Source organism: Streptomyces sp. NPDC048434 (assembly GCF_043200375.1).
Lineage (GTDB): Bacteria > Actinomycetota > Actinomycetes > Streptomycetales > Streptomycetaceae > Streptomyces.
In genome coordinates, this window is sequence record NZ_JBICXQ010000009.1 from 236,273 (window position 1) to 262,391 (window position 26,119).

At 72.7% G+C, this 26,119-nt stretch carries 15 protein-coding genes; all 15 read right to left on the reverse strand.

All coding sequences use genetic code 11. The features are described 5' to 3' along the window. Nucleotide 1: 1 nt before the first annotated feature. Nucleotides 2–841 (reverse strand): type VII secretion system-associated protein, encoded by an 840-nt coding sequence (locus ACGFWI_RS13745; RefSeq protein ID WP_393906147.1) that lies wholly within the window; start codon nt 839–841, stop codon nt 2–4. Nucleotides 842–947: 106 nt separating this feature from the next. After that, the gene (locus ACGFWI_RS13750) at nt 948–1,334 is read right to left on the reverse strand and encodes a hypothetical protein (RefSeq protein ID WP_393906148.1); all 387 of its coding nucleotides are present in this window, start codon (nt 1,332–1,334) and stop codon (nt 948–950) included. After that, nucleotides 1,327–1,770, reverse strand: a complete 444-nt coding sequence (locus tag ACGFWI_RS13755; protein ID WP_393906149.1) for a YbaB/EbfC family nucleoid-associated protein — start codon at nt 1,768–1,770, stop codon at nt 1,327–1,329. The genes ACGFWI_RS13750 and ACGFWI_RS13755 overlap by 8 nt, the downstream gene beginning before the upstream one ends. Nucleotides 1,771–1,934: 164 nt before the next feature. Beyond that, on the reverse strand, nt 1,935–5,318 hold the full coding sequence (locus tag ACGFWI_RS13760; protein WP_393906150.1) for a hypothetical protein: 3,384 nt from the start codon (nt 5,316–5,318) through the stop codon (nt 1,935–1,937). Between the two features lie 147 nt (nt 5,319–5,465). Then, a complete protein-coding gene (locus ACGFWI_RS13765) occupies nt 5,466–6,923 on the reverse strand; it encodes a hypothetical protein (RefSeq protein ID WP_393906151.1) in 1,458 nt (485 codons plus the stop codon). Between the two features lie 285 nt (nt 6,924–7,208). Continuing rightward, the gene (locus tag ACGFWI_RS13770) at nt 7,209–7,814 is read right to left on the reverse strand and encodes a hypothetical protein (protein ID WP_393906152.1); all 606 of its coding nucleotides are present in this window, start codon (nt 7,812–7,814) and stop codon (nt 7,209–7,211) included. A gap of 46 nt (nt 7,815–7,860) precedes the next feature. Continuing rightward, on the reverse strand, nt 7,861–8,151 hold the full coding sequence (locus ACGFWI_RS13775; RefSeq protein ID WP_393906153.1) for a WXG100 family type VII secretion target: 291 nt from the start codon (nt 8,149–8,151) through the stop codon (nt 7,861–7,863). Nucleotides 8,152–8,233: 82 nt separating this feature from the next. After that, entirely contained in the window at nt 8,234–8,569 is a 336-nt protein-coding gene (locus ACGFWI_RS13780) for a WXG100 family type VII secretion target (RefSeq protein WP_393906154.1), read from the reverse strand. Between the two features lie 51 nt (nt 8,570–8,620). Beyond that, complete coding sequence (locus ACGFWI_RS13785; RefSeq protein WP_393906155.1) at nt 8,621–12,043, reverse strand: right-handed parallel beta-helix repeat-containing protein; 3,423 nt, start codon at nt 12,041–12,043, stop codon at nt 8,621–8,623. Next, complete coding sequence (locus ACGFWI_RS13790; RefSeq protein WP_393906156.1) at nt 12,040–14,985, reverse strand: hypothetical protein; 2,946 nt, start codon at nt 14,983–14,985, stop codon at nt 12,040–12,042. Before ACGFWI_RS13790 ends, ACGFWI_RS13785 begins: the two co-directional genes overlap by 4 nt. A 2-nt stretch (nt 14,986–14,987) precedes the next feature. Then, on the reverse strand, nt 14,988–16,316 hold the full coding sequence (eccB, locus tag ACGFWI_RS13795; RefSeq protein WP_393906157.1) for a type VII secretion protein EccB: 1,329 nt from the start codon (nt 16,314–16,316) through the stop codon (nt 14,988–14,990). A gap of 10 nt (nt 16,317–16,326) precedes the next feature. Beyond that, complete coding sequence (gene eccD, locus ACGFWI_RS13800; RefSeq protein WP_393906158.1) at nt 16,327–17,730, reverse strand: type VII secretion integral membrane protein EccD; 1,404 nt, start codon at nt 17,728–17,730, stop codon at nt 16,327–16,329. Between the two features lie 57 nt (nt 17,731–17,787). Then, on the reverse strand, nt 17,788–21,753 hold the full coding sequence (gene eccCa / locus ACGFWI_RS13805; RefSeq protein ID WP_393906159.1) for a type VII secretion protein EccCa: 3,966 nt from the start codon (nt 21,751–21,753) through the stop codon (nt 17,788–17,790). A gap of 239 nt (nt 21,754–21,992) precedes the next feature. Then, nucleotides 21,993–22,634 carry a response regulator transcription factor gene (locus ACGFWI_RS13810; protein WP_393906160.1) on the reverse strand — a complete coding sequence of 214 codons (642 nt, stop codon included), beginning with the start codon at nt 22,632–22,634 and terminating at the stop codon, nt 21,993–21,995. A gap of 542 nt (nt 22,635–23,176) precedes the next feature. Further along, the gene (locus ACGFWI_RS13815; protein WP_393906161.1) at nt 23,177–26,101 is read right to left on the reverse strand and encodes an AAA family ATPase; all 2,925 of its coding nucleotides are present in this window, start codon (nt 26,099–26,101) and stop codon (nt 23,177–23,179) included. Between the last annotated feature and the right edge of the window lie 18 nt (nt 26,102–26,119).

Sequence of the window (26,119 nt, forward strand, 5' to 3'; positions counted from 1 at the left end):
TTCACCCTCCCCCTGATGCGGGCACGCCGTCGGCGGTGCCGCCCGCGGTTGGCTGGGCCGGCTCGTCCGGACGGGGCGGCAGGATGTCGTCCAGGTCGCCGACCCAGGTGCTCTCGCCCTCCGCTTCGGCGGCGGTCATAGTCTCGCGCAGCATGTGCGGCTCCACCGTCATACCGACCGGGCCGGAGGGGTTGACGTAGATCAAGTGGCCTTCGGGCAGCTGGTCGAGCAGTTCGGCGGCCTTCATGGTCCGGAAGGACAGCCTGCCCGCCGCGTGCAGGTGGTCCGGTGCGGTGAACACCGGCACGACGGGCGTCGCGTCGTCCGGCGCGACCGCGGACAGCGGACCGCCTCCCGGTGCGAGGAACACGGCGACCTCGGCCGTGGTCAACGCCCGCGCCACGGCCTCCGCCGGGCCGTAGCCGGTCGCGGCGAGCTGCACCGCGGCGTCCACCGAGTCCGTCGGATCGGGCCACTCCAGCGCTGTCGGGGACGGGCGATACTCCTCGTTGTCCCGCCACTCCACGATCTCGCCGTCCACGTCGGACCTCCACTGGCCGACCAGGGCCCAGTCCGGCGGGGTGCCCCCGCCCGACCACGTGGGGTCGACCATCGCGAACCAGTGGTCGGGCGCCTGCCGCGCCGCCTCGCGGATGTGCTCCGGAACGGGCGGCATCTCTTCCACGTCACCGCTCCCGGACTCCACCACTGCGGTGAACTCCTCGGCCTCCGGGCCCTCTTGCGCCTGATGGGGCGTCTGAGGACCCGACGGCTCCGTGGCGTCCGAAGCCGCCGGGTCCGGCTCCTGTGACGACGCATCCTCGCCCGGCCTGTCGCTCATTTCGTTCTCCACGTCCACTCGTACCGGTTTCGCTCTCCGACAGGCCGCGCGCGAGAGCCCCACCCTGTCGTGGGTTCGCGGCGGTCGGCGGCCCTCGCCCGACGTCCTACGCCGTCGGGCCCGAGGGCGGGTTCTGCTGGCCTTGGGGGTCGATGGACGCCTTCAGGTGCCGTCCCTGATCCCCGGCCTGCTGCTCGACCCCTTCGAAGACCGCCACCATGTCGCCCACCTGGTCGGCCGAGTCGCGGAAGCCCGAACTGCCTTGATAGGCAGAGGTGATCAGCTGGCTGTGCGGACCCTCGTACTGTCCGTAGAACTTCTCTCCCGTGGAGTCCTCGCCCCACGCGGGTCCGTACGCCTGGCAGGTGTCATCCAGTTGCCTGCCCGCGGCCTTCAATTGGCTCGCAAGGTCCTGGAGCTTGTCGATCGCGGGCTTCAGCCTGTCCGTGTCGACGTGCAGGCGCTCGTTCGAGGACTGCGAGGCGTCAGCCATGGCGGCCACCTCCCTCGGGCACGCCCTGGCCGCGGTCCACGTAGGCCCGCACCACGTCCGGCAGGTCCAGGTCCTCGGGCAGGAACGATCGCGGATCGACCTTCCCCTGGAGCAGATCGGCCGTCGGCACGCCGCCGAGCATCCCGCCCAGCGCGACCTCGGCCACCTGCGACAGGGCCTCGGCCCTTGCCTGTTCGAGGGTGGTCGTGATCACCCTCGAGAGGTCCTTCGGTGGCAGGCTGCGGTATGCGTTGGTGGGGAAGTCCAGCGCCGTCACCTGGCCCTGGGCTCCGACGGTGACCTTCACCACCTTGCGCGGCGCCGTCACCGTCGCCTCGACCTCGCTGATGCGGCGCTGGGTGTCGGCCGCCTGCTCGCGCGCGTCGCGGTACTCGGCCAGCAACTCCTCGACCTGCTCGTCGTATGGGGACGACATCCCGGTTCTCCCAACGCCGTGCTCGATCATTCGCGGTTCCGCCCAGTCAACGCCGGCGCATCCCGCGCGGCCAATCGGATGCGGCCGGGAATGGCCGTGCGTACAGCCGCTTCTGCCTCCGCGGTCAACGGACAGCCGGCGTACGCGTCCGCCCGGGTGCCGCCTCACCCCCAGACCTCCTCACCCTGACGCAGCAGATCGGCGACGCTGTTCCTGCCCTCCCCGTCGCCTTCCCTCTCCCGGCGCCTGTTCCTCCTGGCGGCCGCGCCGGCCGCCTCCTCCTCCGGCTCGGGCTGTGGCCGTGGCTGCGGCTCCTCCGGTTCGGCGAACGAGCAGGTCAGCTCCGTCGGTGCGGAGCCGGACGCCGAGGGCCGCCACGCGGCCCGGGCGGGTCCGGAGGACTGCCGGTCGGCGGTGGCACCTCGGGCGATCGGGTAGGCGCCGGCGGCGACCGCGGTCGCGGCGGCCGCGTCCTGCCGGGCGGCCTCGCCGGCGACGCCCTCGGCGCCGGCCGCAGCAGCCTGACGCGGGCCGAGCAGCGGCAGCAGCGAATCGGCCGCCGCGTCCCAGGCGGCCGCGTCGTCGACCACGGAGGCGGGGGGAGCGGCCACTTCCCGGTCCGGCTCCTCTTCGGCGGGTTCCCCGGAACCGGCCGCCGTGGCCTCGGAGTTCTGCGGCGCCTCGACCTCGCGAACCGTCCGGTGGTCCGGCGCGACGGCCTCGTCGGACCGGCCGTGCGATGCTGTCGCCTCGCCGGGGTGCCGCGCCGGCTCCTGGACCCGGTCCCGGGCCTGGTCCAACCCCCCGGCCCGGTCCGGCTCCTGGGCTCCCGCCCGGCTCTCGTCGCCTCCGCCGTGCCCGGCGAAGACGCGCGGCCGGGCGGGCTCCCCGCCGGTGGGCTCCGCTCCGTAGGTGGCGACCGCCGGCGCACCGTGGACTCCCCACTCCTCCTCTCCCCACGCCGATGCAACGGCGTTCTCGGGGGCGCGGCTCTGCGCGTCCGCCGGTCGGGGACGACCGTCCGCGGTGCCGGTCGCGCCGGCCGTGGCGGCGAGGAAGGGCATCGACGCCGGCGTTCCCGCGGCGAACGCCTCGGTGGCGCCGGACGCCGGGTGCGAGGGCGTGCCGGCGGCGGGCGTGCCCTGCGCCGGCTGTCCGGAGAAGAGGTCGGCGGCCGGCTCGTGTCCCTCCGGCATCGTCAGGCGGCCCTCGTCACCGGGCGCACCGTGCGGCGCGCCCATGGTGTGACCGTCGCCCTCCGAGGTGGCCACCACCCATGGCTCCGTCGTGCCGGACAGCAGGCCCGACGCGTCGGAGCGTTCGTGCTCCCGGTCGCCGCTGCTTCCGGGGTTCATCCCGGCCATCGGCATCATCGGCATGCCTGGCGTCGTCGACCCGTTGACATCGCCCTGCACGCTGCCGTCCGACGCCACAGCATGCGGCGCCCCGGACACCGCCCCCTCCTCATCCGGCATGTTCAGACCGGGACCACCCTGATCCACACCGCCCGTCACACCATCCGGTGCCGTCGACGCCGCCGAACCGTCCCACGGCTGCGCATCCCCACCCAGCAAACCCGAGGCATCCGACGGACCCGACTCACCCGCAGCACCGACCCCACCCGTCGGCGCCATCGGCATGCCCGGCGACATCGGCATCGCCGACCCGTTCACACCACCCACATGGTTCCCACCAGCCAGATCCGCGTTCCCCGGGAAACCCTGCACGGGGCCGTCCGACGCCACAGCATGCGGCGCCCCGGACACCGCCCCCTCCTCATCCGGCATGTTCAGACCGGGACCACCCTGATCCACACCGCCCGTCACACCATCCGGCGGCGTCGACGCCGCCGAACCGTCCCACGGCTGCGCATCCCCACCCAGCAAACCCGAGGCATCCGACGGACCCGACTCACCCGCAGCACCGACCCCACCCGTCGGCGCCATCGGCATGCCCGGCGACATCGGCATCGCCGACCCGTTCACACCACCCACATGGTTCCCACCAGCCAGATCCGCGTTCCCCGGGAAACCCTGCACGGGGCCGTCCGACGCGAGCGGGCTGTGCGATGCGGAGGACGGCATGTTCGGCGCAGCGGTGTCCAGGCTGGTGTCAGGGGAGCCGGAGAGGGACGGGACGTGGCCCGCGCTGGGGGCATTGGTCCCGGTGGTGTCCAGACCCGGCACGTCGGCACGGGGGAAGGGCGAGATCGCGGCACTCGTCGGCGTGGTCTGCCCCTTGGGGGTTCCGGGAGTACCCAGGCTGGTGTCTCCCAGGAACGGCGACACGTTCGCGCCGGACAGCTTGGGGCTCTTCGCCGAGCCGGCCGACGCGTTCGGTCCCAGGCCCAGATTCGGAAAGGCGGCGACAGGCGCAGAGTCATTCCCCGACATGCCGTCGGTGGGGTTGAGCGCCGCGTCCATGTCGGGGTTGAACTGTCCGATGTCGGGCCGCTCCGGGCCACCGTGCTCCAGGGACGTGTCGTCCGGGAACGAGGCGGGGTTCTGACCCAGGGAGAGGTCCTCCGGTGTCCCGTCGAGGCGTCCCGCGCTCGGCCCGTCCGGCGAGACGTCGGGCGCGGCCGTGGTCTTGAGGTCCGGCATCCCGGTGGCGCCGTGCTCCTGGACGCCGGTGCTGGGATTCGGCGCGTTCCCGTCGAAGCCGGAGATGTCATCGCCGAGGTTCGGGGTGTTCTGGTGGAGTTTGGGTGCGTTGTCGCCGAAGGGCCCGATCTTTGCGGTCTTGAAGTTGGGGCCGCCGCTCTCGAATTTCGGAAGCTTTCCCGGGTTCGGATGCGAGACGCGGCTGCCCGTGTTCGGACCGCCGAAGTTGAGGTGGGGTGCGTTCGGATTTCCGGTGTTCGGGTTTCCGGTGTTCGGATTTCCGGGCGAATTCGGCTGGGCGACCGAGTCCTTCGAGGCCGTGTAGTGTCCGGCGAGAGCGACCAGGACCTTCCGCATGTCGTCGCTCATCATCGTGACGATCTGCGGGATCTTGCCGACATGGACGAGTCCGTTCGACATCGTCAGGTGAGAGTTGATCTTCAACGCCTGGTTCGCGTACCAGTGGTTGATGTCGTTGACTTTCGCTATCGCCTCCCGCAGGTGCTGGGCGTTGTCCGCCAGTTGCTGCGGGACATTGTTGTCACCGGTCACACCGCCCGAGATGACGTTCGCCATCTCCTCGGTATGCCGGGCCACCTTGGTCATCGCGGAGTTGAGGGCCCGCGCGGCCTGACCCTGCCAGGGACCGTGCTCACCGGTCAGCGCCTCCGTCTGCTCGGAGACCGCCTTGGCAACCTCCTGGAGCACCCGCTGCGTGTAGTACAGGCTGTCGGCCGCGGTCTGGATGGTCTGCGGGTCGGACGGGTGCAGGACGGCGGACTGGTCGCTTTGGGCGGCGCCGCCGGTGACGGCCGCCATGATCTTCTTCCAGTCCCAGTTGCTGTAGTCACCGGTGGTGTCACCGGTGTCGTCGGCTATGACACCGCCGGAGGCGTTTTTGAAGCCGCCCGTGTTGTTGTCGCTGTAATTCTTGGGGTCAGCCATTCCGTCCGCGCTCCATTCGACCCGATGACCAGTGATGGTGGCCTCTGCGCCGGCCGTTCGTTCCGGCGATGCCTACCAGGTGGCGACGTGCGGTCCCGGTTCCCGCTGAACCACGGCACCGGACGCCGCCACCGCCTGCGATGACGCCTAGAATCCGGACAGCCCCACCGGCTCCGGCTCCTTCTCCTCCGGTGATCCGACCGTCTGCCCCGCCAGCTGGCCAACCGGCGTCGACTGATCCGTCAAGGGAGCATCGACGTGCCCAGGTTGCACAGAAGCCGACCCACCCAAAGGCGTCATCTCCACCGGCCTCAACACACCGCCGTCAACCGCATCCCGCCGCTCCATCGGCGCCAACGGTTCCGTAGCCTGACCAACCGGCGTCGACCGATCCCCCAACGGAGCATCGACATCCCCAGGTTGCACAGAAGCCGACCCACCCAAAGGCGTCATCTCCACCGGCCTCAACACACCCTCGCCAACCGCATCCCGCCGCTCCATCGGCGCCAACGGTTCCGCGACGGCGCCAGGCTGCGTAGGACTCGCCGCACCGTACGGGTCCTGGTCGGCGCCGCCGTAGTACTCATCGGGGGAGGTGTACTGCCCGAGCGGGGCAGAGCCGTGGGTGTACCCGGGGCCTGGTCCGTACATGGGCGCGGAGCCCGGCTGATAGCCGGGCTGACCACCGTACTGACTGTCGGGGCTGAAGGCGGCTGTAGGGGCTTCTCTCGTCTGGAGGTACGCCGCTGCAGGGGCCTCACTGGTCTGACTGTCGGGGCCGAAGCCGACTGCAGGGGCTGCTCTCATCTGGCTGTCGGGGCCGTTCTGGCTGCTCTGCAACCCGTACGGGGAGCTGCCCGGCACACCCTCGGTGGCGTCCTTGCCGGTCGAGGGGCCGGGGGCACCGGTGCTGTTCGGGTCGGAGGGGGAACCGGGCTGGCTGACGGAGTCCTTGGTGATCACGTAGTGCTTGGCCAGTGCCTGCAGAACCTGCCGCATGTCGTCGCTCATCATCTTGACGATCTGCTGGTTCTTGCTGACCATGACAAGCCCGTTGTCCATCCGCAGGTCCGGGCGGAGCTGGGTGGCCTGGTTCGCGTACCAGACGTCGATGTCGTTGACTTTCGCTATCGCCTCCCGCAGGTGCTGGGCGTTGTCCGCCAGTTGCTGCGGGACACTGTTGTCACCGGTCACACCGCCCGAGATGACGTTCGCCATCTCCTCGGTATGCCGGGCCACCTTGGTCATCGCGGAGTTGAGGGCCCGCGCGGCCTGACCCTGCCAGGGACCGTGCTCACCGGTCAGCGCCTCCGTCTGCTCGGAGACCGCCTTGGCAACCTCCTGGAGCACCCGCTGCGTGTAGTACAGGCTGTCGGCCGCGGTCTGGATGGTCTGCGGGTCGGAGGTCCGCTGCGCGCGATCGGCGTTCGCGGCGTCCTCGGAGTAGGCGGCGCCACCGTGGATGGCTGACATGATCTTGCGCCAGTCCCAGTTGCTGTAGTCACCCGTGGTGTCGCCGCCCGCGTCCGCCCACGTGCCGCTCGAATCGGTTTTGAAGCCACCGGCGTTGTTGTCGCTGTAAGTCTGTTCGTTTCCGTCGGCCATGCCGTCCGCGCTCCCGTTCGCCCGCCGTTCGCCAGGCGCACCGCCCGGGCCACCGGCGCCGCGCCGCCAACACACTCGGTCGTGCCCCCGGCGTGGCAGCCGTGGGACCCGTCGTCACCTGCTCCATGGCCGCGGCCGCGGCAGGGGGGGGGGGGGGGGGGGGGGGGGGGGCGGGCGCGCGCCCCCCCCCCCCCCCCCCCCCCCCCCCGCCGAACGGTCCTGGCGCCCGCACGCCATCCCGTACGGGTGCGGCACCGTCAGGAGGCCGCGGTCAGCGGGCCGCGATCAGAGTGGGTCATGCTGAAGTGTCTGCAACCCGTTCTCCGCCTTGCTGATCAGGTTGCTGAGATCCTTGCCCGCTTTCCGGTTGATCTCTTCGATCGTCGCGTACTTATTGGCGAGCGTCCGCACATTCAGGGCCGACTCCATCAGGACCTGCCGCAGGTCGTGCAACGCCTTGTGGTAGTTCCCGCGCAGCCCCACATCGGGGCTGCCGGGGGAGCCCGAGGGCGGCGTTTTGCCGCCGTCGGAGGGCGGCGTTTTGCCGCCGCCGCTGACCACCTTCTCGAGCTCTTTGGCCTCTTTGAAGGCGCCGGCCGCCAGGACCGGCATCTGGTCGACGCGGTCCCTGGCCTTGCCGAGTGCCTCGGCCAGTGTGTCGAGGTTGTCGGCGAACTGCTTGAGCGACGAGGTGTCCACCGACGTCTTGCCGTTCGCCCCCTCCTGCGGAATGTTCTGAAGGCGAACCGGAGGGATCTCGCTCTGGTCCAGGTGCCCCTTGCTGCTGTCGGTGTAGAGGCCACCGTTGTACGCTTGCGGCCCCGACACCGCCTTATTGACGGAGGGGTGCAAGTCGCCGACGGTGGACCCGTCGTTTGCGCCGTAGGTCATCGCTCACCCCCCTGGCTGCGGTTCGGTCCGGTCAGTGCCACGGTCCTCACCCCTCAAAGAGGCTGACACCGTACTTCTCGCCCTGGGTGTAGAGGCCGTCGATCTCGCCCAGCGACTTCCGGGCGGTCATCGCCTGTTGGTGCATCTGCTGGGCCGCGGCGTCCCACTTCGCCTTGGCGATGTTGTACGCATCCCGCGCGCCACTCTCCCACTGGGCGAGGGACTGCTGGGCGGTGTCGTTCAGGTTGGTCAGGGTGTCCTGGATGAGCCGGTTGATGTCGTCCATCTCGCCACCGACGAACTCCATCTGATTGTGACTGACCGAATACGTGGTCATGCTGACTTCCTTACGGTTGAGCTTGTGCGGACGGGTTGGGACAACGGCTGCCGGATGCCCGGCGGACCCGTGCTGCGGCGGATCAGGAGAAGCCGGGCAGACCGCCGGCGACGGCTTGCTGCAGCGCGGAGCTCGCGTCGCTGGCGTTGGCGTGAACGTGCCCGTAGTTGCCGGTGGCGGCTTCGAGCTTCTCGGTGACCTTCTGGAGTTCCTGCCTGACGACGTTGCAGTTCTCCAGCCAAGCGTTGAGCGCGCGGACGAAGATCTGCGCGGAGTCACCGGTCCAGGTGCCCCCGAGCGTGCCGGCCTGCGCCTGCATGTTGTTGTGGACCCTGGTGGTCTCGCTCAGCGCGGTCTCGAAGGCCGGCAGGGCCCTCTTCATGCCCTCGATGTCGACATTGGTCGTCTGATTGGCCATTGCTCGTCCTCTCGTCGTAGGGCCGTGATCTCACGGGTGATCAGATGCGGATCAATCATTGCCCGGTGACGCACCCGCGAGGAACGGGGTGCGGGGTTCATTGCCTTCCGGTACAAGGACCTGTGCCTGTGCGTTCGGTGGCTGCGTGTCCGGTGCCCGCGCGGGGGCGGGTGCCGGCGCGGGGGCGGGTGCCGGTGCCGGCTCCGGCGCCTCGGACCGGTCGCCGGGATCGCGCAGCCGCAGCGTGGGCGACGGCACCCGCTCCGCCACGCGGTCGGCGAAGCGATGCGCGCCCCAGGCGCCGTCGGAGGGCGGCTGAGCGGCGAGCCGGGCGGCCAGGACGGACCGCGAGGTGTCGTCGACCTGGTAACCGGCCGCGGTCAGCCGGCGGGAGACCAGGTCGGCCAGTTCCTGCGCGCTGTACGGCGGGAATCGCAGGTAGTCCGTGAAGCAGCGCGCGACGTCGTCGCGCCCCCGCAGCGCCTCGCGGAGCGCCTCGCGGCTCCCCCGCAGGACGAGCACGGTGTGCGGGGCGCGGGGCGCGGCCGCTGCCAGGGCGTCCCACACGGCGTCGCGCTCATGGCCGGGCCGGGCGGTGAAGGCCGGGTCGAGGTCCAGTTCCAGCACACCCCCCTCGGCCTCGGCGAAGAGCGCGGCCGTGCGGGCCCCGGCCTCCTGCGCCCAGCGGGCGGAGACGGTGGAGAGCGCGGCGCGGTGCACCGCTCCGTTGGGCAAAACCCCGGTCTCCGCCAGACACTTGGCGTACAGCGTGGTCACCGAGCGGCGGCCACTGCCCGGTTCACCGGCGAGGACGAGGTTGGCGGACGGGACGGGCGGCTCGCCGTCACGGCAAGCGGCGACCAGGTCGTTGACGCGCTTGAGCAGGGCGGTGCGGACGTCGCCCAGGCCGCACAGACCGGCCAGCCGGCGCATCGCCGGCGGCGGTTCGGCCGGCGCCGGCGGCGTGGCGCGCTGGGTTGCCGGTGTCGGCTCGTCTGCCGGCTCCTGCGCCTCGTCGGTGGTCTTCGCCTCTCCCGGGACGGGACCGATGTCGCCGGCCGCCAGGCGGTTGAGTGCGGCCGCGTCGCGCGGCGGATCCGCGGCGAAGCGGGACGCCTGATTGCTGATCATGGTCTCGAAGACCGAGCGGGCGACGCGGCCGTTGCCGAACGTCGGCCCCTTCGGGATGGTCTCGAAGTACTGGGCGAGCGCCTCCTGGGCCGATTCGTCCAGCTCGTAGTAGTGCTTGGCGCACAGGCCGTGCACGATGGTGACGAGTTCGGAGACCTCGTAGTTGGGGAACTCCACGGTGCGCGAGAAGCGCGAGGCGATACCCGGATTGGACTCCAGGAACTGGCCCATCTGCTCGGAGTACCCGGCGACGATGACGACAATTTCGTCCCGGTGGTCTTCCATCAGCTTCATCAGCGTCTCGACGGCCTCCTGGCCGAAGTCGGGGCCGCTGCCCTTGGACTGGTTGGTGAGGGTGTACGCCTCGTCGATGAACAGCACCCCGCCGATGGCCTTGTTGAACACTTCGGTCGTCTTGATGGCGGTGCCGCCGATGATCTGCGCGACGAGCCCGGACCGGGAGACCTCGACGATGTGTCCCTGGCTGAGGATGCCGAGTTCGGCCAGGACGGCGCCGTAGAGCCGGGCCACGGTGGTCTTGCCGGTGCCCGGCGGGCCCGCGAAGACCAGGTGGCGGCTCATCGGCGGCATGGGCAGGCCCAGTTCCTCGCGCCGCTGCGCCATCTTGTTGAGGTTGATCAGACCGGTGACCTCGCTCTTGACGCTGTCCAGGCCGACGAGCGCGACGAGTTCGGCGAGCGGGCCGGTGCCGCTCGAGGCGGTGCGCCGATCCTCGCCCGAGGAGTCCGCGGGCCGCTGGGTGTGCCCACCGGACCCGGCCTGCGGTGCCGCCGGGGGCGGCTGCTCGGTGTCGTCGCCGTCGCGCAGCCGGTTGACCGCCGTCCCACCGTTGTCCGTTATGTCGCAGCGCTGGACGGTGACCGGCTCCTCGGAGTTGCTGCGGACGCCGTCGCCCGCGTTATAAGCGACCGTGCAGTCGCTGAGGTCGGCCCGGCCCGACACCTGGACGTTGACCCCGTGGCCCTTGGCGTGGTGCACCCGGCAGCCGGCCGCGGTCAGGCTGCCGCCGCCGAGCACCCGTACGCCGTCGCCACCGGCCCCCACCAGTTCGGTGTCGCGCAGCCCGGCCTCGCCGTCCGTGCCGACGAGGACACCCGCGTCGGCCACGGTGGAGGACTCCAGCTCGACGCGCGCCCCGCCGGAGACGGTGACGCCCCAGTCGCCGGTGCTGCGCAGCCGTACGTCCTCGAACCGCGCGGTGGCGCCCTCGGTCAGCTCCGCACCGGTGCCGCCGACCGCGTCGATGTCGCACTGCCGCAGCTCGATGCGGGCGGAGCCGCCCACCCGCAGGCCCGCGGAGCCGTCCGAGACCGACAGATCCCGGAACGTGGCGGTGGCGCCCTCGCCGACTTGCACCGCGGTACCCGACGCGCCGGTCACCCGCAGGCCCTGGAACGTGGCACGGCTGCCGTCGTCGACGAGGACCGCCAGCGGCGTGCCGGTGATCTCGCACTGCTCCAGCCGGGGCGCGGAGCCGCCGGTCGCATGGAAGCCGCTGGTGTGCGCCGAGGCCAGGGTGCAGTCCCGCAGCAGGGGGGCTGCGCCCCCGCTGACGTGGACGGACTGCCCGCCCGAGCCGCTCAGGTCGCAGTCGGTCAGCGTGGTCAGGCCGGTGCTGGTGAGGTACGCGTCCAGGCTGGCGGAGCCGGTGACGGTGACGCGCAGCAGTTCCGCCTTCGCCTGCTGCTCCACGACGACGGCGGGCTTCTGGCTGCCGCGCACGGTGGTGGACTCGACGGTGACGCTGCCCTGGCCGTTGACGCAGACACCATTGCCACGGGCGCGTTCCAGCGTGCACTCGCGCATCGTCAGGCGTCCGTTCTCGGCGACGACTACGGCGGAGGAGCCCACGTCGGTGACTGTGACGCGCTCCACGGTGTTGGCGGTGGGGGCGGTCACGACGACGCCGGCGCCTCCCGGGTTGCTCACCTGGCAGTCGCGGGCCGCCAGTTGGCCCGACTGCCAGGCGACCATCGCGGCCCACGCCGTGTCGCCCGTCACCGAGCAGGCGTCGAGTGCCGCCTGCCCGCGGCGGACGTCCAGGACCGCCGCATTGGCGTCGGAGCCGCACAGGGTGAGACCGGACAGGTGCACCTCGTCGGCGTCGACGACGATCGTGCTGCCCACCGGCGACTCCAGCCGGACGCTGCCGGGATCGCCGTCGGCGGACAGCGTGACCGCTCTGGTGAGCGTGAGCGACTCGCTGTAGGTGCCCGGTGCGACGGCGATCAGCGCGCCCTCCCCGGCGGCCGCCAGCGCCTGGGAGACGGTGCGGTAGGCGCCGGACTGGGTCGTGGAGACCCGCAGGACCTGTCGGTTCACGGCGTCGCCCCTTTCTGCGGCAGGGTGCCGGCCGGATCGGCGGGCCGTTGCGGCCCGTCCGGCCCGCCGGGCTCTGTCTGGAGAAGCCCTGGAGCGGTGCGGAAGGCGTCCGCGTGCTCGTCGGGAAGAGGGTCGTTCAACTGTTCTTCGGGGTTCTCCTCGGCTTTCTTCCAGAGGGCGTGGACCTGTTCGAGTCCGGCCACGGCGATCTCGTCGATCGGGACCCGCCCGCCGCTCACCCGGCCGTCCTCCGCCTCGGACGCCGACAGCTCGCGCAGCAGCACGGCCGGGCGGTCGCCGTCCAGCACGCGCAGCACCTTGAACCGGGTGCCCGGTGCATACAGCACGCGGTCCGGGATCTCGGAGGCGACCGGGGCGGTCCGGCGGGCCGTCAGGGACCAGACCAGGATGTCGGTGGTGCCGGGCAGGCCGCGGCGCATCGTGGTCAGGGCGGCGAGGAAGGAGCGCTCGGTGACGAGTGCCCCCTCCGCATACCAGGCGCGTTCCAGGGGGCTGAGCGTCGCGCGCAGCACCGTGGCGCCGCGGTGGGACGGCAGACGGCGCAGCCCACTGGCGGCGCACCGGGCCAGCGGGACGTGCGGCCCCGGGGCGCCGGAGCGGATCGCCGCGTCGATCGCCGAGGTGGCGCCGGACAGGTACAGCCGGACGGCGGCGAGGTCGGTGAGCGCGTCGCCCGCGGCGTTGCGCGGACCGGCGTGCAGGCCCGGCGACTCCGACAGCACGCGGGTGACGAACGCCGCCGCGGTGTCGTAGCGCGGACCGAGGCTGCGTCGCAGCCAGTCGCGTTCCCGCTCCACGCCCTTCTCCGGGGGCACGACGTTGGCGGTGGGCCCGGGCTCGGGCTGCGCCTGGGGGACGTGGTGCGGGCCGGGTCCGGGCTGCCGGCGGAGCGCCTCGGCGGGGGCGGGGCCCGGCGCCGATTCTCCGCCGGCCGGTCCGCCTCCGGTGCCGCCGGCCGGTCGTGGCGCCGGTCCCGGCGGGGGTGCCCCGGGCCCGGGAGTGGACGACTCCAGGCGGATGCGGGGCGCGCTGGTGGACGCCGCGGCCGGTGACGGGAGACGCGCGGCGGGCGCGGGCAGGCCCGGCGCGGCGGGGTCCTGCGCGGGCACGGGATCCTGCGCGGACGGAGGAGGCGGTGGTGCCGCGGCCGCGGGGCCGAGGGGCGCGGCCGGCGGTGGCACCGGGCCGACCGGCGGCTTGTCCGGACCGGCCTGGGCTGTGGCGCGGGCCGTGGGTGGCGTCGGGGCCCGCGGCAGGTCCGGTCCCGGCACCGGTGCGGCCGTCGGCGGGACGGGCGTACGGTACGCCGGCTGCGGGACCAGCGGCTGCCGGGTCAGCGGCACGACGGGCGTCTGCTGCGCCGGGCCTGCGGGCTCCTCCGGCCAGGCCGGCCCGGCCGGCCCGAGCGCGGGGACGGGGCGCGGCGTCTGAGGTCCGTCCGTCCAGGTGCCGCGGCCGTCGGAGGCGGGCGGGCGGGGATGCCCCGCGGCCGCCTGGTCCTCCAGAAGCCAGCCGTCCGCCGTCCCAGACGCGGCCGGTGCGGGCGCACGCCGGGCCGCGGCCGGGGAGCCGACCGCGGCCGACGGGGCTTCGCCGGCGAGGACGCGGCCCGCCGCGCCGGAGGGCACGATGCGACTGTCCCTGCTGAACGCCGGGTCGAGGCCGCGCAGCAGTTCGTAGGCGATGGACCGCATGCGGTCGGTGGCCGCCGGATCGGTCTCGTCGTAGACGATGGCCGGGTGCGGCGGGGCGGCCGGCACGGTGCGCACGGTGTCGCCGTCGCGTGGCTCGGTGGACGGCCGCACCCACAGGCCGCTCTGCACGACCTCCAAGACGGCGTCGGGCGCGTACTGGTAGACGCCCGGCCCGACGGACGGGATGTCGCCGACCGGTGCCCGGGTGGACAGCGCGACCGGGGCCACGGGCCGACCGCCGGTCTGCGCGCGCGGCGTGAAGCCGAACTCCTTGGCGTACGGGCGCCAGCCGAGACCGCCGTCGCGCAGCAGGGTGCGAATCTCGGGCTCCGAGCCGTCCGAGCCGGCGACCGGGAGGCCGGAGTTCACGGCGATACGCTGTCCGAGCAGGTCGGCGAGTGCCTGGCCGAGCGGCGCGCCGCCGGGAACGGCGACCGGGCCGTAGGGGACGAACCGCACCAGGGGCCGTGCGCTGCTGGGCAGTCCGCGCCAGAAGGCGGCGACCTCCTCCATCGGCAGGGCGGGCTCCCCCGGGCTGCCGAGCGCGACGGCGAGCAAGTGCGGGTGGCCGGCCAGCAGGTCGACCAGCCGCGCGCGGTGGCCGGCGACGGCTGTCTCTCCCTGGGCGCCGTGTATCCACACGCCGCCGGGCAGCGGTTCGACCATGCCGCCGGCGCCGGTCGGCCGGGGCTGGTCCGGCACCGAGAACTCCCACTGCGGTTTAGGGAAGCGCCGTGAGTCCGGGTCCGGCGGCTGGTTCGGCCGGTAGCGCAGCCAGCCCGCGCCGTGGTGGGCGGGGACGAACAGCGCACCGCCCGCCGCGGGCATCACGGCTCCGTCGGGGGCGAGCACGATGCGCTCCAGTCGGTCGGCGAGCCACTGTGCGGCGCGCCTGACGTCCTCACGGCTACCGCGGCCGGGGACGAGCCGAAAGCTGCGGCCGCGGCGGTCCAGCGCCCGCGCGACGGTCTCCCACACGGCGTCCTGCGGGCTGGCAGGCAGGTCGAGGACGACCAGGGTGTGCTGCGCGTCGGCTGCCAGCTGCTCGGTGAAGGTCAGCGCGCGGCTGTCGACGAAGCCGCGCGGATGCACCAGCAGCGCGTTGCCGATGCTCCGGGACTCCAGCGCGGGGCCGGTGCCGCGCAGCGTGGCACGCGCCAGCCGGGCGGACCAGCGGTGCAAGAACTCGCCGCGGGCGGTGGGCTGTTCATGACGGGTCCAGGACATGGTCACTTCGCCCCCGGTACGGCGGTGAGGGCCTTGGCGCGGCTGAGCGTGACACCGGTCGGGATCTGGTCGAGCACCGCGGCCGGCAGGGTGCGCGGGCGGAGGCCGCCGTATCCGAGCGCCTGCACGGCCGGGCCGACCAGGACGTGCTTCACCCCCTGGTCGGTGATCAGGTAGGGGTCGGGCGTGCCGGTGGCGCCGGGTTTGCCTGGCCGCACGGCCAGGACGGCGTGGTCCGGCGGCACCCGCACCGAGGCGCCGGGGGCCGGGGCGCGGCCGGTCTCCTTCACGACCGAGGTCTTCTTGCCGCCCGCGGAGTGCAGCAGGCACAGCGCGGCCCCGTCGTTGGCGGGGCCGCGGGCGTCCACCAGGTCGGGGATGCGGTGCATGAGCGTGGTGTCGGAGGACGCCTGGACGGCGGCGATGTCCGTGGGGCTGACCTTGGACGGCTGCTGCTCGCCGGGCTCTGCGGCGAGCAGCGCGGACTCGGTGGCGGTGAGCGGGGCGATGCCGTCGGTCCGCAGGACGTAGTGGTGGCTGACGCCGCTGACGACGGTGCGGAAGAGCTGGCCGACCTTCGCGGGAGCGCCCGCCACGGTGCCGCCCGCTTTGCCCGCGTCGGAAATGGAGGCTGGGGCGATGGGGGTGCCGCTGGGCAGGCCGCCGAGCCACGCCCTGGTGGCCTTCACCGGCCGCTCGGCGTCCAGGCCCAGCGCGATGAGTGAGGAGCGGGCGCCGACCTCGTGCTTGGTGCCGTTCCACACCACGTACCGGGTGTCGTCCGGGCCGGAGACGAGCACGCGGGTGCCGTCCGGCACGCGGCGGACACCGGGCGGGGCGAAGTCCAGTGCCTCGCTGACCGCCGCGCCGGGCCGCAGGCAGTCCGCCCACTCGCCGGTCAGCAGCCCCGACGGCTCCGCCACGCCGTCGGGTGCGCCGGGGATACCCATCGGCGCACCGCGGGGCACATCGGCCAGTTCGTCGCGGTTGACCTGCTGCACGGCGGCGCCGCTGCCGACCGCCAGCATCGCGGAGGCGTAGTTGGCGGTGGGGCGCAGCTTCCCGCCGGTGTACAGGTAGCGGTTGCCGGTCTCCTTCTCCACGACCAGGGCACCGTCGTGCTTCCACTCGGTGTGCTTGACGGGCCTGAGCAGGCCGTAGACGGCGAAGACGGCGATCAGCAGGACGGTGACCGCGACGCCGAACATGGCGCCGAGTCCGGATCGGCGCATCGGGGCCTCGCCGGATCCTGGGTCACCTGAGACCAGCGAGGAGGCCAGCCGCCCGGTGGCGAACTGATAGGCGTGCAGATGGTCGCGGCGGTTTTGCACTGCTTTCCCCTCAGCTGACCGCTGCGCGGACGTGTGCGTAGACGTGGAGCAGTTGCAGCAACAGCGGCAGCAGCGCCAGCGCGGTCACCAGTTCCAGGATGTCCGCGGTGTGGCCCCAGACCGGCAGGAGCCGGGCGGTGGGCAGCCGCCAGGCACCGGTCAGCAGCAGACCGGCGGCGGCCAGCAGCCCGAGCAGCAGCACCCACCGGGCGGCGGTGGAGGAACCGGCGGTCCACGTCAGCACCACGGTGAGCAGCCCGATGGTGCCGGAGACGGCTACCGGGACCCGATGCCAGGAGGCGTTGAGGCTCTTCGTGCGCAGCAGTACCGCGCCGGAGAACACCAGCGGGAACACCCAGCCGATCCAGTCGTCCTGGCCGAGCAGGAGCAGGAAGGCGGCCGAGCAGAGCAGTCCGGTCGAGATGCTGATCGCGGTGAGGACGTTGTCGGCCGTCATGGCGCGCCGGGCGACCAGCCGTGCCGGATGGGGGTCTGTGTCCTCCTGGAGTTCCTCGGCGTTGCGCGGGAGTTGGGGCACTCGGAGGCGGGCCAGCCGCAGCGAGGTGCGTGGCGCGAGGTGGCCGAGTAGGAAGACGGCGCCGGCGACCGTGCTCGTGCCACGGACGATGTCCCCGAGCCAGGCGGCCACCGCGCCGGTCACCAGGGTGAGCACCCCGCTGAGCAGCAGTGTCGCGGTCACGGCCGACCGCAGCCGCGGGACAGGCAGCAGGGCACCGGCGACGGCGGCGGCGCAGCCTCCGCCGGTCATCAGGTCGGCGGACTGCGGCGCCATCAGGCCCTGCGTACCGTGCAGGACGGTCAGGCCCGCGAGGGCGGCGAAGACGCAGGCGCCGACGCCGGTGACGAGCACGGCCGCGCGGTCGGCGGGCCGGCGCCGGTCCAGCGCGCATCCGGCGGCCAGGGCGGCGGCGGCGACCGCATGCAGGACGGGCACCTGCAGCCCGTGCCCCAGGACGGCGACGGCCGCGGCGAGGATGATGAGGACGAAGCACGCGAGCGCCAAGAACAGTCGGCGGGTCAGCTCGGGGCGCCACCGGTTGGAGTGGTCGCCGATGGCCTCCGAGACGCCCTCGGCAACGTCGTCGAAAGCCAGCTCGGGCATCGGGTCGTCCACCGTGCGCAGGTACAGCACGTCACCGTGGAGCAGTCCCGCGCTCTCCGGCGTGGCCTCGGGGTCCAGCGGGGCCTCGCCGAGGCGTTGCAGTGTCCACACGCCGGCCGGCCGGCCGGGGTCGGCGGGCACGTGGCGCAGCAGCACCGGCAGCAGGGCCGACACGGTCGTGGTGACGGGTACGGCCAGGTCGGCGCGTCCGGCCGGCCCGGCGATGGTCAGCCGGCACACCTCGGTGCTGACCGCGCCGGGGGTGAGGGTGGCGGGAAGGGCAGTGGTCATAGTGCTCCTCAAAGGCATGGGGTGCGGCGACGCGGCGGGGAAGTGTCCGGTACGCGGTCAGGGGCCGGCGCGTCCGGTCTGCATCAGCCGCACACCGCGCCGGGTGACGAGCTGGGCGCGGCCCGGGGGCAGGGTGCGCGGCCTGGCCTCGCCGATGAACTTCCCCTCCTCCTTGGGATAGGAGTGCAGGAGCGCGGGGCTGCCCAGTTCCCAGATCCGGCGCAGCACCGGGTCCATCATGGCCCGGGTGGCGCCCGAGGTGGAGCGCGAGATCACCATGTGCAGGCCGACGTTCACCGAGTGGGCGAGCATCGGGGACAGGGCGCCCAGCGGGGACCCCGTTCCCGGCCCGCCGACGTACAGGTCGTAGTCGTCGACGATCATGAATAGCCTGGGTCCGGTCCACCAGTCGCGGTCGGCGAGCCGTTCCGGGGCGATGTCGGGCCCGGGGACACGCTTGCCGACCGAGATCGCGGCGCTGCCCACGAGCTCGGTGAGCGCCTCGCCGTCCACCGCGAACCCGACCCGGTACTCCTCGGGTACCGCGCCGAGCAGGTCGCGGCGTGTGTCGGCGAGGATGATGCGAGCCTCCTGCGGCGAGTAGCGCCGCAGGATCGCGTCGATGGCCAGGCGCAGCACGTTGGTCTTGCCGGTCTCGCTGTCGCCGAACACCATCAGGTGCGGGGTGGTCCGGAAGTCGTGCCACACGGGGGCGAGCCGCTGCTCGTCCCAGCCGAGGCAGAACCGCAGGTCGCCTTCGGGAGCGGGAAGCTTGTCGAGCGGCAGCCTGGCGGGCAGCAGGCGTACGCCCGGAGCGGGCCGGCCGGTCCAGAACGTATCGATCTCGGCCACGGCGGACTTGGTCGCGGCCGTCAGGTCCTCGGTGTCCGAGGAGCTGTCCAGCCGCGGCAGGGCGCACAGGAAGTGGTACGAGGACTTGGTCAGGCCGCGACCGGGCTGGTGCGGGACGCTGCGGGCCGGCTTGGACCCGATCTCGGACTCCAGGGTGTCGCCTAGCCGCAGCTCGAACTTGGTGCCGAACAGATCGCGGGCCCGGGGCCGGATCTCCGACCAGCGCACGGCGGACGCGATGACGTGCAGTCCGAAGGACAGGCCGCGGGCGGCCAGGTCGGTGATGCGCGGTTCCAGGTCCTCGAAGTCCTGCTTGAGCATCGACCAGTTGTCGACGACGAGGAACACGTCGCCGTAGGGGTCCTCGATCTCACCCCGCTCGCGCAGCTGCCGGTAGGCCGTCATCGACTCCAGGCCAAGGTCGGTGAAGCGCTGTTCGCGGACCTCCAGCAGCTGGGTGAGTTCCTCCACGGTGCGCTGGACCCGGTCGCGTTCCAGGCGGGTGGCGATGGAGCCGACGTGCGGCAGTCCCGCGGTGGACTGCAGGCCGCCACCTCCGAAGTCCAGGCAGTAGAACTGCACTTCGGTGGGTGTGTGGGTGAGGGCCAGCGAGAGCATCAGGGTGCGCAGCATCGTGGACTTGCCGGTCTGCGGGGCCCCGGCGAGCGCCAGATGCCCGTCGGCGCCGGACAGGTCGGCGACCATCAGCTCGCGCAGCTGCTCGTAGGGCCGGTCAACGATGCCGAGCGGGACGCGCAGCGTGCCGAGCTCCGGGTGGTCGCTCGCGCTCATGCCGCGCTGCGGGTCCGGGACGATGCCGGGCAGCAGCTGGTCGAGGCTGGGCGAGAAGTCGAGCGGCGGCAGCCAGACCTGGCGGGCCGGCGGGCCGGCTCCCTCCAGTCGTTCGACCAGGACCTCCAGCAGGCTCTCCCCGTCGTCCTGGGCGGGCTCCGGCTGCGGCTCGCTGCGAGGTGCTAGCTCCCCCGGCTCCTCCAGGGCGTTGCGCGGCGCGGGCGGCCGCTGCTCCATGCCGAAGACGACGATGTCGTCCCCGGCCGGCGCCGACACCTGCGCCGGCCTGGACGTGCCGGCGGGCGTCGGGCAGGGGCCGGAGACGTAGGCGGCCTTGAAGCGCGCCAGGCTGGTGGTGTCCACCTTCAGGTAGCCGTTGCCGGGCGAGGAGGGCAGTTCGTAGGCACTGCCCACCCCGATGACGCTGCGGGACTCCATCGAGGAGAAGGTACGCAGGGCGATCCGGTACGACAGGTGGCCCTCGACGCGGTGGATGCGGCCTTCGTCCAGCCGCTGGGAGGCCAGCAGCAGGTGCACGCCCAGCGATCGGCCCAGGCGGCCGATGGTGACGAAAAGATCGACGAACTCGGGCTTGTTGGCGAGCAGTTCGGAGAACTCGTCGACGACGATCAGCAACGACGGCAGCGGGGTGAGCGCCGCGCCGCCGAGCCGCGCCTTCTCGTATTCGTACAACGAGGAGTAGCCGCTCTCCCGCAGGAGCTCCTGGCGGCGGATCATCTCGCCGTTCAGGGAGTCCCGCATGCGGTCGACGAGGTGGAGTTCGTCGGCGAGGTTGGTGATCACAGCGGAGGTGTGCGGCAGGCGGTCCATGTTGAGGAATGTCGCACCGCCCTTGAAGTCCACCAGCACGAAGTTCAGCACGTCCGAGGAGTGGGTCGCCGCCAGCCCGATGACGAGGGTGCGCACCAGCTCGCTCTTGCCGGAGCCGGTCGCGCCGATCAGCAGGCCGTGCGGGCCCATGCCGGCCTGGGCTGACTCCTTCAGGTCCAGCTCCAGCACCTCGTTGTCCTCGGTGATGCCGATGGGCACGCTCAGCCGGGCGCTCTGCGAGGTTCGGGTACGCCACAGCGCGGCCACGTCGAACGAGCGCGGATCGCGGACCCCGAGCAGCGCGGTAAGGTCGAAGTCGGTCTCCAGCGGCTGCTCGACGAGCTCGACAACGCCGCTGGTGCGCATCGGTGCCAGGACACGGGCGAGGGCGTCGGCCGCCGACGCCGACAGCGAGTCGGCCTCGGCAGTGACCGGGGCCACGCCCGCCGGGTACTCCACCTCGCCGTCCCGCACGGTCAGCCGCAGCACCTGGGGGCCGCCCGTCATCGCGCCGGTGGCATCCAGCAGCACCACGTTGCGCAGGCCCGCTCCGAGCAGCCGGGAGGTCTCGGGAAGATGCGCGCGGTAGGCCAGCACCACGACGAACGGCTCCCCGATCCGCGGCGGCACGTCCGGCTCGTGGTCCGGGCGGTCGGTGACCTCGGTCCCGAGCAGGTCGAACAGCGCGTCGTGGTCGTCCGCCACGAGGCGCAGCGGTCCGGCGCCGTCCTCCTCGTACGGGTGGGCGTTGTGCGGCAGCCACTTGAGCCAGTCCCACTCGGCGCGGCCGACGGTGTCGGTGAGCAGGGCGATGCGCAGCTCGTCCGGCGAGTGCAGCACCGCCAGCTGCCCGATCATCGCGCGCAGCAGGCCCAGCGCGGCGATGCCGTCGCCCGCGAACTCCACGCTGGTGAAGCGCCGCAGCGGCACGGGCACCGGCAGGTGTTCGACCGACTGGTACGCCTTGGTGAAGCGCCGCAGTGAGACGGCCGACAGCGGTTCGAGGTCCTCGACCGGCTTGGTCTCCGGGGGCACCAAGACCAGGCCCGCGCGGCGGCTGCCCAGCCCGATGCGCACCTCCGCGAAGTCCTCGTGGCCGGCCCGGCGTTCCCACAGGCGCGGCCCGCAGGCCACCGCCCACAGGTCCTCCGGACGCGGGTTGTCCCAGCAGGCCGCGGCGCGCTGTTCGGCGGCTGCCTGCCGGACCCGCCGACGCAACTGCACGAGGTAGCGCAGGTAGTCGCGGCGTTCGGCGCGCATCCGGCGTTTGCGCTCGGCGCCGCGCCTGCCGATCTGGCCGAGGCCCATGCTCATCATGGCGACGCCCATCATCCCGGACATCATGTACGTGGACGGCGAACCGGCACCGACGGTGAACATCATGACCATGGCACCGACGCCGAGCCCCATTGGCAGATACACCATCGCCGAACTGAAGTCCGCGGTGGCGGGCTCGCCGAGGACCGGAGGCTCGGCCAGCTCGATCCGGCCCTCCGGGGCCTCCGGCCCGGGGACGCGGGCCTGGCGGTTGACAACAACGGTGCTCATCGGACGGACTCCTGCAGGCATGTGGTCTTTCACGGCGCGACGACGGCAACGGCGCGTCACGCCGGGGCCGGTGGCCGTAGGGGCCGCAGCAGGGGCTGCCCACTCAGCGTAGGAATGTGTGTGCGGCCTGTCCGCGGCAGCGTCCGCACTCTTGTCCGTACGAACAGCGGATTCTGCCTGCGTGTTCAGCCGCCGGCCGGACCGGACTGTGACCCCGGTCCCGGCGGGCCGCCGAGGGGTCAGATGAGGCCCGCGCGGATGGCATAGGAGACGGCGTGCGCGCGGGTGCGCAGTTGCAGACGTTTCATCAGGCCGTAGAGAGTGTATTTCACGGTACGTTCCGAGTAGCACAGTTTTACAGCTATTTCGGATAGTTCCATGCCCTCGGAGACCAGGCGGAGCACGTCCAGCTCGCGGGGGCTGACGCCTGAGGCTGTGAGGCCGCGTGGCGCAAGGACCTCCCGGTGCGTCCATTGGACCTGCTCCATCAGCGTGCCCTGAAGGGTGGACGGGAGGCTGCCGCCGCCGTCCGCGACGGCGAGCAGGGTGCGGACGAAGGCGGGCGGAGTAAAGGCGTCGCGCCACAGCACGGCGCGGACTCCCCGGTCGACCGCCGCCGAGACGTCCGCCTGCCACCGCCTTCCCGCGACGACCAGGAAGCGTGCGTCGGGCCTGTCGGACAGGGCGCGCAACTGGTCCAGGGCGGCGGCGTCGAAGGTGTCGAAGGCCGCCACGACGGCGTCGGCCTCATGGAGTCTGTCCGGTGGGACCTCCTGGAGGCGGCGGTCGTGCTGGAGGGCGCTGACCAGTCCCGCGCGGATGACGGCGTCGGGTGAGTGCACCGCCACGCACACTGTGCCGGCGAGTATCTGCTGGGGCATTTTGCCTCCTCATCGGGAAGTCATCCATGAGGTTTCGAGGCGGTGATCGTGCCACGCACATTTCGACTGACCGGCTTCCCACGCCCCTCGATTGCTTAAGGACAGGGAAACCTGGCACGAATGCCGCGCCCGGGAACCCAACAGCCTGTACGAAAGGGCAAAGTTGCCGGTCGACGCTTGCCGCAGACGGCTGAGTGCCGCATGATCAGCCACTCAAGTCCGCGCTCCCGCATGGCATTTCACCAGCGCGGGAGGCGTGTCTCGCCGCCCCCGCCGCCGGAGAGCGTGCGTCCCCCCTACAGCACAATCGTGGGGGAAAGACGCCGGCACGACTTCTCAGGCATGTCGTTTTGGACAGGGCGGATGCCTCCGCAACGCCTTTCGCCCGCCGCGGGGGCCGGACTTCGCGCGGTACGAAATCGCTTTCCATGCCCGGGTACGGGTCCGCCGAAACAGTCTGCCCTCCGGTAGAAAGGGATTTCCCGCGCGTGCTCCCGGGCCGCCGCCCCGCCCCGCGGAGCACCGGCGCGCCGCGGGACCCTTCACCGGTCCGTGGCGGTCAGCGGGTTGCCGGTGAGCATGGCCGAGACGACCTCCGTCCGGGACCGCAGGCCGGTGCGTGCGAACAGCCGTGACAGGCGGTTGGCGACGGCGTCCTCACTGAGCTGCAGCACGGTGGCGATCTGGCGGTTGGTGAGCCCCTCGGTGATCAAGGTGGCCAGCAACTGCTCGTTCTCGGCGGTGGCCTGTCTGCGGCCGGGGACGGTCAGCCCGGCCTCGCGCATCGCGGCCCTGGTGTGGAAGCGCCGCAGCAAGGAGCCCGTCTCGCCGTACAGTTCGTACGCCTCGTGCAGCAGCTCCGGGGGACCCGCGTTTCCGGCCGCCGCCGACAGCGTGACCGCGGTCTCGAAGGGCTGTCCCCGCGAGCGGGCCAGGTCCACCGCCTCGTGCAGCATCTCGCGCGCGGCGTCGGAGCCCTGCCCCAGCACCCGGGCCGATGCCAGCAGGTACAGCAGCCGGGTCCGTCCGCTGCCGGTGCGCCCGGCGAGCTCCTCGAGGCGCCACAGACAGGTCGCCGCCGCGTCGGCCCGGCCCGTCTCCGCCCGGACCGTGGCAAGGGCGGCGGCGAGCTCGTCGGTTCCGTAGACATAGCCGTGCGCGTCGGCCTCGCGCAGTCCGCGCCGCAACGTGTGGTCGGCCGCGTCGGGACGGCCCATGGTCCGCAGCACTTCGGCGTCGGCGACGTCCAGGAAGGTCTCCAGGGGGCCGTTGCTGTTGCCGCGCTCGCCGGCGATCAGGCGGGCGGCGCCGGCCGGCTTGCCCCTGGCCACCAGGATGGCCGCCATCCCCGCGGCGAACAGGTGGTGCTGGGGCGCCGCGATGAACGTCTGGTCCTTCGCGACCATGAAGCGCGCCAGCGCCAGCGCCTCGTCCCACCGGCCCTGGAGCTGGAGGAGGAGGAAGCGGGTGCCGGGGGGAAGCGCCTCGGGTGGCATCGCGCGGTCCTTCAGCAGGGCCATGGCACCGGACAGGTCGGCGGCGCCGAGAAAGTGGAGGGCGTACCCGGCCGTGATCCCGTAGAGCATCTCCGGGGGCAGGCTGGGCTCCGGCGGCGCGTCCAGGATGCGGGCGAGCATGTCGGTCCGGCCCTGCACCATGTTCGCGACGGCCTGTGCCAGCTCGGGTATCAGCCGGGTGTGCGGGTCCGTGCGCCACACCGCCCCCGTCCGCGAGAGCAGGTCCAGCACCTCCTGCCACCGCTCGGCCAGGCACAGCGCCAGGGCCCGCGCCGGCACGGCGGCCTCCGGGGGCAGCGGCAGGCGGTCCCACCACTCGGCCGAGCCCATCCGGGACAGCTGCGGCCAGTCCTTCCCGGCGGCGGCCGCGACGGCCTGGATACTGGCGACCTCCTGGAGTTCCTGGCCGGGGAGGACGTCGGAGGGGTCGCGCAAAATCGCCTCCGCCGCCCTGCTCGCGGTCGGGCGTTCGCCCACGACCCAGGCGGCCTTCACACACCGCAGCAGCGCCAGTTCGCGGGCCGCCGGATCCTCGATCAGACTCAGCGCCGCCCGGAACCACCGCAGCATGCCGCGGTCCTCGGGGTCGGGGTGCAACGCCTTGGCGGCGGCCGTCAGTTCCGCCACCGCACGATCGCGGTCGAGCAGCACCCCCGCGTCGGCGATCCGGTCGGGCAGGTAGGTCTCGGCGTCCGCCTCCTCGACGAGCACGGCCGGCCGGTGCGGGGCCGCCGCGGCGTCCGCGTTGTCCCGCGCCGCCCAGAGCGCCTCCACCGCGGCGGCGGACATCCGGCCCCGTTCCAGGGGCCCGAGCCGTCCCCGGGTGGCGTGCTCCACCAGAGGGGACCGGAAGGTCCAGCCCCGGGGGCCGCCGCCGTCCTGGCCGGGCAGTTCGTCGAGGAGTCCCGCGGCGATCAGACGGCGCACGCCATCGGCGACCTCCGGGCCGGACAGACCGGTGGTCTCGGCCACCAGCGTCATCGCCGTCCGGCCGAGCGGCCACAGGACGCTCAACGCCGCCGCCGTCGTCCAGCACGGTTCACCGAGCTCGTGCAGCGCCCTGACGAACCGGTCCTCATCGGGCAGCACCGGCACCGGCGCGCTCGCGGCGAGGAACGCGTGCCCGTCGGCGATCCGCACCGAGTCCCGCCGCGACCACCCGGTGAGCAGTGCGTCGGCGGCCGCGGGAATCCCCCGGGTCAACCCGAGGACGCGCTCCACCAGAGCCGGGTCGGGCACCGCCTGCGACCGCCGCGCCACCATCTCGGCGATCTGAGGCCGTGTCAGGCGTGGCAGGATGATCTTCCGCGCCGCGCCCGCCTCCGTCAACAGCTCGACGGCCTGGTCCCGTCGGCGGCGGGACGCGGAGTCACCGGCCTCGGAGGTGTGCCGCACCGACGTGATCACCAGCCGGGCCTCCGGGGGCCGCTGGGCGACGACGTATCCCAGGACGTCGAGGGACGCCGCGTCGGCGTACTGCGCGTCGTCCACCACCACGGCCACGGGCGACGCCTGCGCCAGCGCGGACAGCAGCGCGTCGGCGAGCGCCGCCCGCTCCCCGGCCTCCACAGCGGGCAGCACCTCGGCGTCCGGGTCCGCCCGGCCGGCCAGGGACCGGTGCCCGTTGACCGACCGGTGCTCCCGCACGGCGGTTACCGCCCGCAGCGCCAGCAGGAGCGGACGGTCCTGGTCGCCGCGCACGCAGACCAGCGGCAGGACCATGTGATCCCGCGCACGCAGCCGTTCGGCGGCCGCCTGAGCGAAGGCGCTGCGCCCCGACCCTCGTTCCCCGTGGACGAACAGCAGGCCGGGCCCGTCCGGGGCGTCCAGGAAGTGCTCGAACTCCCTCAACTCCCGCTCACGGCCCACCAGGTGCACGCTTGCGCCGTCCGCCCACGTCGCCGTGGTACCGCGCACCGCCTCGGCTTCCGCCGGCCGGCCACTGTCCACGGGACCTCCTCAACGACT

What these genes read in the sequence shown, in the direction of transcription:
- ACGFWI_RS13745 (WP_393906147.1), bottom strand. Translation starts at nt 841, where the DNA reads ATGAGCGACAGGCCGGGCGAGGATGCGTCGTCACAGGAGCCGGACCCG.
- ACGFWI_RS13750 (WP_393906148.1), bottom strand. Translation starts at nt 1,334, where the DNA reads ATGGCTGACGCCTCGCAGTCCTCGAACGAGCGCCTGCACGTCGACACG.
- ACGFWI_RS13755 (WP_393906149.1), bottom strand. Translation starts at nt 1,770, where the DNA reads ATGTCGTCCCCATACGACGAGCAGGTCGAGGAGTTGCTGGCCGAGTAC.
- ACGFWI_RS13760 (WP_393906150.1), bottom strand. Translation starts at nt 5,318, where the DNA reads ATGGCTGACCCCAAGAATTACAGCGACAACAACACGGGCGGCTTCAAA.
- ACGFWI_RS13765 (WP_393906151.1), bottom strand. Translation starts at nt 6,923, where the DNA reads ATGGCCGACGGAAACGAACAGACTTACAGCGACAACAACGCCGGTGGC.
- ACGFWI_RS13770 (WP_393906152.1), bottom strand. Translation starts at nt 7,814, where the DNA reads ATGACCTACGGCGCAAACGACGGGTCCACCGTCGGCGACTTGCACCCC.
- ACGFWI_RS13775 (WP_393906153.1), bottom strand. Translation starts at nt 8,151, where the DNA reads ATGACCACGTATTCGGTCAGTCACAATCAGATGGAGTTCGTCGGTGGC.
- ACGFWI_RS13780 (WP_393906154.1), bottom strand. Translation starts at nt 8,569, where the DNA reads ATGGCCAATCAGACGACCAATGTCGACATCGAGGGCATGAAGAGGGCC.
- ACGFWI_RS13790 (WP_393906156.1), bottom strand. Translation starts at nt 14,985, where the DNA reads ATGTCCTGGACCCGTCATGAACAGCCCACCGCCCGCGGCGAGTTCTTG.
- eccD (WP_393906158.1), bottom strand. Translation starts at nt 17,730, where the DNA reads ATGACCACTGCCCTTCCCGCCACCCTCACCCCCGGCGCGGTCAGCACC.
- eccCa (WP_393906159.1), bottom strand. Translation starts at nt 21,753, where the DNA reads ATGAGCACCGTTGTTGTCAACCGCCAGGCCCGCGTCCCCGGGCCGGAG.
- ACGFWI_RS13810 (WP_393906160.1), bottom strand. Translation starts at nt 22,634, where the DNA reads ATGCCCCAGCAGATACTCGCCGGCACAGTGTGCGTGGCGGTGCACTCA.